The 8110-nt window shown below is 70.0% G+C and carries 8 protein-coding genes and 1 riboswitch; of the genes, 5 read left to right on the plus strand and 3 right to left on the minus strand.

The window, feature by feature from the left end:
• Positions 1–5: 5 nt before the first annotated feature.
• The 3 genes from QZ500_RS00200 to aroC all read left to right on the plus strand — a co-directional run bounded on the left by QZ500_RS00200 (position 6) and on the right by aroC (position 3092).
• Positions 6–1265 carry a YihY family inner membrane protein gene (locus tag QZ500_RS00200; protein WP_295849436.1) on the plus strand — a complete coding sequence of 420 codons (1260 nt, stop codon included), beginning with the start codon at positions 6–8 and terminating at the stop codon, positions 1263–1265.
• Positions 1266–1379: 114 nt separating this feature from the next.
• A complete protein-coding gene (locus QZ500_RS00205) occupies positions 1380–1829 on the plus strand; it encodes a CBS domain-containing protein (protein WP_295849437.1) in 450 nt (149 codons plus the stop codon).
• A 165-nt stretch (positions 1830–1994) separates the two neighbouring features.
• Entirely contained in the window at positions 1995–3092 is a 1098-nt protein-coding gene (gene aroC / locus QZ500_RS00210) for a chorismate synthase (RefSeq protein WP_295849439.1), read from the plus strand.
• On the opposite strand, the gene yccS is transcribed toward aroC, so the two are convergent.
• From yccS to glyA, 3 genes are read right to left on the minus strand one after another with little or no spacing between them, the layout of a single operon-like run.
• Entirely contained in the window at positions 3073–5322 is a 2250-nt protein-coding gene (gene yccS, locus QZ500_RS00215) for a YccS family putative transporter (RefSeq protein ID WP_366762279.1), read from the minus strand. The genes aroC and yccS overlap by 20 nt on opposite strands.
• On the minus strand, positions 5319–5768 hold the full coding sequence (gene nrdR / locus QZ500_RS00220) for a transcriptional regulator NrdR (RefSeq protein ID WP_295849442.1): 450 nt from the start codon (positions 5766–5768) through the stop codon (positions 5319–5321). The genes yccS and nrdR overlap by 4 nt, the downstream gene beginning before the upstream one ends.
• Before the next feature lie 19 nt (positions 5769–5787).
• Positions 5788–7059: a serine hydroxymethyltransferase gene (gene glyA / locus QZ500_RS00225; RefSeq protein ID WP_295849454.1), complete on the minus strand. Its 1272-nt coding sequence runs from the start codon at positions 7057–7059 to the stop codon at positions 5788–5790.
• Between the two features lie 59 nt (positions 7060–7118).
• Positions 7119–7204: riboswitch (ZMP/ZTP riboswitch) on the minus strand.
• A 37-nt stretch (positions 7205–7241) separates the two neighbouring features.
• Between glyA and clpS the strand changes: the two genes are divergently transcribed.
• Together clpS and QZ500_RS00235 are read left to right on the plus strand one after the other, a co-directional pair.
• Positions 7242–7529 (plus strand): ATP-dependent Clp protease adapter ClpS, encoded by a 288-nt coding sequence (gene clpS, locus QZ500_RS00230; RefSeq protein WP_295849444.1) that lies wholly within the window; start codon positions 7242–7244, stop codon positions 7527–7529.
• Positions 7526–8005 carry a DUF2017 family protein gene (locus QZ500_RS00235; protein ID WP_295849446.1) on the plus strand — a complete coding sequence of 160 codons (480 nt, stop codon included), beginning with the start codon at positions 7526–7528 and terminating at the stop codon, positions 8003–8005. Before clpS ends, QZ500_RS00235 begins: the two co-directional genes overlap by 4 nt.
• Positions 8006–8110 lie beyond the last annotated feature (105 nt).

Genomic DNA, 8110 nt, shown 5'->3' on the forward strand with positions numbered 1-8110 from the left:
CGGCCATGCCTTTTCCTCCCCCGCGCACGGTGCTGCTGCAGCGGCTGCCCGGCGGCCTGCGCGGGCGCGCCGACTCCCTGCTGCACGATCTCTCGCGTTTTCCGTGGCGTATCACTGCGGCCACGCTGCGCGAACGTTTCCGCGAGGACGACCTCGCGCTCACCGCCAGCAGCCTGACCTTCACCACCATCCTGGCGCTGGTGCCGTTCTTCACCGTGGCGCTGGCGGCGTTCACCGCCTTCCCGATGTTCTCGGAGATGCAGATGCAGCTGCAGCGCTGGCTGGTGGCGAGCCTGGTGCCGGACGGCATCGCGCGGCAGGTGCTGGGCTACCTGACGCAGTTCTCCCGCAGCGCGAGCAAGCTGGGCGTGGCGGGCCTGACCGTGCTGCTGGTCACGGCGCTCGCGCTGATCCTGACCATCGACCGCACGCTCAACCGCATCTGGCGGGTGCGCCGTCCGCGGCCGCTCGGCCAGCGGGTGCTGATCTACTGGGCCGCGATCACGCTGGGGCCGCTGGTGCTCGGCATCAGCCTCGCGACCACCGCCTCGGTGCTGGCGATGTCGCGCAGCGTGGTCGACAGCATCCCGGGCGCACTGCGGGTACTGCTCGACTCGATGGAATTCTTCCTGCTGGCGGGCGGCATCGCGTCGCTCTACCACTACGTGCCCAACACGCGGGTGAAGTGGAGCCATGCCTGGGTGGGCGGCGCCTTCGTCGCGTTCGGGATCGAGATCGCGAAGCGGGTGCTCGGCCTGTACATCGACGCGGTGCCGACCTATTCGGTGCTGTACGGCGCCTTCGCGACGCTGCCGATCCTGCTGGTGTGGATTTATGTCGCCTGGGTGATCGTGCTGCTCGGCGCGGTGGTGACGGCGTATCTGCCGAGCCTCTTGGCCGGCGTCGCGCGTCGCGCCGGCACGCACGGCTGGCAGTTCCAGCTGGCGATCGAGGTGCTGCAGCAACTGGCCGCGGCACAGCACGCCGGGCACCACGGCCGCACCGCGGTCCAACTCGCCGAGGCGCTGCAGGTCGATGCGCTGCAGCTGGAGCCGGTGCTGGAGACGCTCGCGGCCCTCGACTGGATCGGCCAGCTGCGCGAGGCGCAGGACGGCATGCCGTCGCGCACCGTGCTGCTGGCGGATGCTGAGGCTACCGCGTTGGAGCCGCTGGTGCAGCGCCTGCTGCTGCCGCGCGCGCCCAGCGTGCAGGATGTGTGGGAAAAGTCCGCTCTGGGCAGGCTGCGCCTGCGCGACGTGCTATAAAATCGTGAGCGAACACGCGACGGCTGGTGACGCGAAAGGGCTGGACATGCCGAACCGCCGGGCGATCTAATCGACATCCGCCGCGCCAGGGCGTGCGGCACCACGGAGACCACCATGAAAGTCAGCGACATCCTCCGCGTCAAGGGCAATACGCTCTACACCGTCACCCCCGACGAGCCGCTGTCGGCCGCCATCGCGATCATGTCCGAGCGCGACATCGGCTCGCTGGTCGTCATGGAGCACGGCGACCTGGTGGGCATGCTGACCTTCCGCGAGGTGATCCAGATGCTGGTGAAGAACGGCGGCAGCGTCGGCACCACCCTGGTCCGCAGCGCGATGGACGACCATCCGCTCACCTGCACCTCCGAGACCGAGCTGGACGAGGTCCGCCGCATGATGCTCGACCGCCACGCCCGCTACATGCCGGTGATGAACCAGCGCATGCTAATGGGCGTGATCAGCTTCTACGACGTCGCCAAGGCGGTGGTGGACAGCCAGAATTTCGAGAACCGGATGCTCAAGGCCTATATCCGCGACTGGCCGGAAGGCGCGGAACAGGCTTGAGGGAGAGCATCCCCCCGAGCGGCTGCGCCGCTCCCCCCTTCTCTCGCTGCGCGGGAAGGGGGGCGCAGTCGGTGGACCGGCGGAGCCGGATCCACGACTGCCCGTGTGAAGGCAGGGTCTGCCGACGGCGGGCGGGTTGATCGGCGTCCCCGATAATCGCCGCCCATGAGCGGCAATACCTTCGGCACCCTTTTCTGCGTCACGAACTTCGGTGAATCCCACGGGCCGGCCATCGGCTGCGTGATCGACGGCTGCCCGCCCGGCATGGCGCTCTCGGAAGCGGACATCCAGGCGGACCTCGACCGCCGGCGGCCGGGCACCAGCCGGCACGTCACCCAGCGCAACGAACCCGATGCGGTCGAGATCCTGAGCGGCGTGTATGAGGGCAAGACCACCGGCACGCCGATCGCGCTCCTGATCCGCAACGCCGACCAGCGCAGCAAGGACTATTCCGAGATCGCCCAGCGTTTCCGCCCGGGCCATGCCGACTACACCTACTGGCACAAGTACGGCATCCGCGATCCGCGCGGCGGTGGCCGGTCGTCGGCCCGGCTGACCGCGCCGACCGTCGCCGCCGGCGCGGTGGCGAAGAAATGGCTGGCCGAGAAGTACGGCGTGCAGGTCCGCGGCCACATGACCCAGATCGGCGAACTGCCGATCGGCTTCGACGATTGGCGCCACGTGCCCGAGAACCCGTTCTTCGCGGGCGTGGCCGACGTGTCGGCGCTCGAGGACTACATGGATGCCCTGCGCAAGGCGGGCGACTCCTGCGGTGCGCGGCTGCGGGTCGTGGCCTCGGGCGTGCCGGTGGGGCTCGGCGAGCCGCTCTACGACAAGCTCGACGCCGACATCGCCTACGCGATGATGGGTCTGAACGCGGTGAAAGCGGTCGAGATCGGCGCCGGCTTCGCGAGCGTGGTCCAGCGCGGCACGGTGCATGGCGACGCGCTGTCGCCGGACGGCTTCAAGTCCAACAATGCCGGCGGCATCCTCGGCGGCATCAGCACCGGGCAGGACATCGAGGTGTCGATCGCGATCAAGCCGACCAGCTCGATCATCAGCCCGCGCGAGTCGATCGACGTGCAGGGACAATCGGTCGAGGTGGTGACCAAGGGCCGCCACGACCCCTGCGTCGGCATCCGGGCCACGCCGATCGCCGAGGCGCTGCTGGCGATGGTGCTGATCGACCACGCCCTGCGCCATCGCGCCCAGTGCGGCGACGTGACGCAGGCGGTGCCGCCGATCAAGGCGTCGTTTCTGTAAGCGTTGCCGGCAGGGCCGCCGTCGCGAGCAGGCGGCGGATGCCCTCGCCGATGGCCGGGAGTTGCCGGCACACGAGCGCGAGCTGGCGGCGGGCACGGTCTTCGGCGCTGTCCGCCGCAGCGGCGGCGTCCAGCGCATCGGCCAGGGCCGCCAGGGCCGCATCGTCGGTCGTCTCGGGCGCCTGCCGTGCCGCCAGCCGTTCCGCCATGCGGGCGATTGCGCCCGGCAGCAGATCGGCAGCGGTATCGATCTCGGGCGTAGCTGCGGAGGCACCGCCGTCGCGACGGTGCGCGCCGAGGGCGGACAGGTAGTTCAGCAGCGTGTGGGACTGCAGCAGGAAGCGGATGCCGGACTCGGCACTGTCGCGCAGGAAGCCCGGTTCCTGCAGCATGCCCGACAGGGCCGACGACAGCGCGGCATCGGCGTTGTGCGCATTGCGGCGGGCGAGCCGGTAGGCCAGATCGTCGCGCTTGCCGGTGCGGTACTGCTCCAGGATCTGCTGCAGGTAGCGCCCGCTGGCAGCCAGCGCCGCGGACGCGACCTGCTCCAGCCGGCGGCTGCGCCAGTCCGGCAGCACCAGGAAGACGGCCGCCCCGGCGATCGCCGCGCCGATCACCGTATCGACCAGCCGCGGCACGATCAGGTCGTAGCCGTTGCCGATCTGGTTGAAGCTGAGCAGCACCAGCAGGGTGATCGCGCCGGTGGCGACGGTGTACCGGGTGCGGCGGGTCGCGAAGAAGACCACGCCGGCCGCCACCGCCACGACGGACTGCATCCGCAGGTCCGGAAACAGGTCGAACAGCGCCCATCCGACCACCAGCCCGCCCAGTGTTCCGGTGACCCGCTGCACCACGCGGCGCAGCGTCTCGCCATAGCTCGGCTGGCAGACGAACAGGGTGGTGAGCAGGATCCACCAGCCCTGGTCGAGCTGCAGCACCTGCTGGACGGCGAAACCCGCGGCCAGGGCGAGCGACAGCCGCACGGCATGGCGGAACACCGCGGCCTGCGGCGTGAGCTGCAGCCGAACCCGCGCCAGCGCTTCGCGCCAGCCGTGCGCCGACCGGTCGAACAGGCTGCGGTCGGAGCGCGGATCGTCCAGCGCCGCCGGCCGGGTCGCCCCGGTGAGGCGCATGTCGAGCGCCGCCAGGTTGCCTTCGAGCGCCACCAGCGACCGCAGCAGCCGTTCGCGCGCGGGCGTGCGGCCGGCCGTCTGCGTCTGCAGGTGGGCGATCGCGTCCCGCAGGTCCGCAGCAGCCTGCTGCCGGTCGCCGCTGCCGCCGTCGAACGGGCGGCGCAGCTGGATCGCGCGCGCCAGCTGCTGGCAGGCGGTGCCTTGCAGCGCGAGCAGGCGCTGGCAGCGGTACATCACGTCGCTGTGGAAGAAGGCGTCGGTCATCTCGCCGTAGGCGGCGTGGGAGGCGCTGGCACGCTCGTGGACGTCCTGCGCCAGGAAGTAGAGCGCCAGGTAGCGCCGCAGCCGCCGCGATCCGGTGCGCGAACCCGGCGTGTCGGTCCGGCGGTAGAGGCTTTCCTTGGTGGTGTTGAGCGCTGCCACCAGCGTTGCGTTGTGCCGTGCGAGGCCGATCCGCCGCCGCTCCACGTCGATGCCGCGCACCGGTTCGAACAGCGCAGACTTGAGCCACAGGTATTCGCCGAGCAGCGTGTAGAGCCGCGCGAGGTTCTGCTGCACCGGCTGGTGGACGAACACCGCCGCCCATGCGACCGACAGCAGGCCGTACCAGGCCGCGCCCAGCAGCAGCAGCGCCGGCTCCTGCCAGAACGGCGCGCCGGTCGCCGCGAAATGCTCCATCCCGATGGCGCCGTAGAGGGCTAGGATGAGCGTGGCCGAGGCGATCGCCCGGTAGCGCTCGCCGACCGCGCCGAGCATCGTCAGCACGAAGGCCGCCGCGACCAGCATTGCCGCCAACGCGATGCCGTGCGCATACAGCATCTGCACCGCGAGCGCTGCCGCCGCGAAGCAGCCGAGCGTGGCGAGCAGCGCGCGCAGCCGGCCGCGCCAGCTGTCGTCGGTTTCGGCGAGGGCCGAGGCGATGATGCCGAGGAAAGTCGGCATCACGAACGCCATGCGGTCGCGTGTCCACCACAGGGCCATCACCGCCGACAGCGCGATCAGTACGCGCAGGCTGTAGACGAAGGTGTCGCGGGCCCACAGCCGTCGCCACAGGCCGGGCGACGGCGGAGACGCCGCAGCTGCAACTGCCGGAGTCAGGTGCGCACCTCGTCCACCAGCGTCTTGAAGTCGTCGATGTCCTCGAAGCTGCGGTAGACGCTCGCGAAGCGCACGTAGGCGACCTTGTCCAGGCGCCGCAGTTCGCGCATCACCAACTCGCCGATACGGCTCGAAGGGATTTCACGGAGACCGAGGGTCAGCAGGGTTTCCTCGATCCGCTCGACGGCGCTGTCGACCTGCTCGATGCCGACCGGCCGTTTGCGCAGCGCCAGGTTCATCGACGCGCGCAGCTTGTCGCGCTTGTAGTCGACCCGGCGGCCGTCCTTCTTGACGAGGGCGGGGAAGCTGACGTCCGGCCGCTCATAGGTGGTGAAGCGCTTGTCGCAGGCGCTGCACCGGCGGCGCCGGCGCACGAAGGTCGCGTCTTCCGACACGCGGGTCTCGACGACCTGCGTGTCGGCATGGGCGCAGAACGGGCACTTCATGCGCGCGGTGCCCGGTGGATCAGCGGTAGACCGGGAAGCGGCTGGTCAGCGCGTGCACCTTGGCGCGGACCGCCTCGATGTTGGCGGCGTCGCGCGGGTTGTCGAGCACGTCGGCCACCAGGTGGGCGGTGGCGCGGGCTTCCTCGTCCTTGAAGCCGCGGGTCGTCATCGCCGGGGTGCCGATGCGCACGCCGCTGGTGACCATCGGCTTTTCCGGATCGTTCGGGATCGCGTTCTTGTTGATCGTCATGTGGGTCGCGCCCAGCACCGCCTCGGCTTCCTTGCCGGTGATGCCCTTGGCGCGCAGGTCGACCAGCATCACGTGGCTCTCGGTGCGGCCGGACACGATGCGCAGGCCGCGCTCGGTCAGCGTCTCGGCGACGATCTGCGCGTTCTTCGCGACCTGCTGCTGGTAGGTCTTGAATTCCGGCGCCATGGCTTCCTTGAAGGCGACCGCCTTGGCGGCGATCACGTGCATCAGCGGGCCGCCCTGCAAGCCGGGGAAGATCGCGCTGTTGATCGCCTTCTCGTGCTGCGACTTCATCAGGATGATGCCGCCGCGCGGGCCGCGCAGGCTCTTGTGGGTGGTGGAGGTGACGACGTCGGCAAACGGCACCGGGTTTGGGTACACGCCCGCCGCGATCAGGCCGGCATAGTGGGCCATGTCGACCATGAAGATCGCGCCGACGTCCTTCGCGACCTTGGCGAAACGCTCGAAGTCGATCCGCAGGCTGTAGGCCGACGCACCGGCCACGATCAGCTTGGGCTTGGACTCGTGGGCCTTGCGCTCCATCGCGTCGTAGTCGATGGCTTCGTTCGCATCGAGGCCGTAGGAGACGACGTTGAACCACTTGCCCGACATGTTCAGCGGCATGCCGTGGGTCAGGTGGCCGCCTTCGGCGAGGCTCATGCCCATGATCGTGTCGCCGGGCTTCAGGAAGGCGAGGAACACCGCCTCGTTGGCGGAGGCGCCGCAGTGCGGCTGCACGTTGGCGGCGTCGGCGCCGAACAGCGCCTTCACGCGGTCGATGGCCAGCTGCTCGGCCACATCGACGTGCTCGCAGCCGCCGTAGTAGCGCTTGCCGGGGTAGCCCTCGGCGTACTTGTTCGTCAGGACCGAGCCCTGCGACTCGAGGACGGCGCGCGGCACGAAGTTCTCGGACGCGATCATCTCGAGGGTGTCGCGCTGACGGCCGAGCTCGTTCTGCAGGACCGCGGCGATCTCGGGGTCGACCTCGGCGAGCGGTGCGTTGAAGCTCGACTGCGTGGTCACAGTGGGCAGATCGGTGATGGACACGGGACTCCTCGTTGTCGGTTCCGCCGCGCACGAGCACGACGAGGTGGACGGGTGGGCGCGGCCCAGGCGTACGGCCGCGCACCGTGTCAGGTGTCGCTCCCCGATGGTGACCCATCCAACGCCAGTCGCGACCTCCCGATCGTACCGAGCGCTCCCGTTCGTGTCACCCTGGTGGCATGACCTTGACCACGCCGGACGTCGACGAGCGGACGACGACCCGCTCCGAGACCCCCTGGGTGACGGTGGTCTGGGACGACCCGGTCAACCTGATGTCGTACGTCACCTACGTCTTCCAGTCGTACTTCGGGTTCAGCCGCCCGGAGGCGGAGCGGCTCATGCACCAGGTCGACGAGGAGGGCCGGGCGATCGTCGCCACGGGCGCCCGCGAGGTGATGGAGGCGCACGTGCAGGCGATGCACGGCTACGGCCTGCAGGCGACCGTCGACCGCGTCCCGGCGCCGTGATCCCGTTCATCCGCCGGTCCGACGGCGTGCACCTGGCCATGTCCCCCGGCGAGCGCGACGTGCTGACGTCGCTGACCGAGCAACTGCAGCAGGTGCTCGCCGGGAACGTCTCGGCGGACCCGGTGGCGACGCGGATGTTCCCGGACGCATACCCGGGCGACGCGGCGGCGAGCAGCGAGTTCGGCCGGCTGACCCGTCCCGACCTGCTGACGCAGAAGACGACGAACGCCTCGGTCGTGCACGACTGGTCGACGGGCGTGCGGGACGGCGCGTTGACCCCGGAGGACGTGCAGGCCTGGCTCCGGTGTCTGACGGACCTCCGACTGACGATCGCGGAGCGCCTCGGGATCACCGACGCGGCCAGCGAGGAGGCCTCGGCTGCGGACCGGTCCGACCGTGCGGTGGGGCTCCGTGACGTCTACGACTGGATCGGGTACGTGCAGGAGCACCTGGTCGACACCATCAGCGTCCCTTGATCGTCAGGCCGCTGCGCCGAGTCGGAGCAGCTCGTGGCGGTGTGACCGGGCCCAGCCGGCCAGGGAGCGAGGCGGCTCCCCGGTGATGAGCTCGACCTCGTCGGT

Source organism: uncultured Xylophilus sp. (genome assembly GCA_913776965.1).
Classification (GTDB): domain Bacteria; phylum Pseudomonadota; class Gammaproteobacteria; order Burkholderiales; family Burkholderiaceae_C; genus Xylophilus.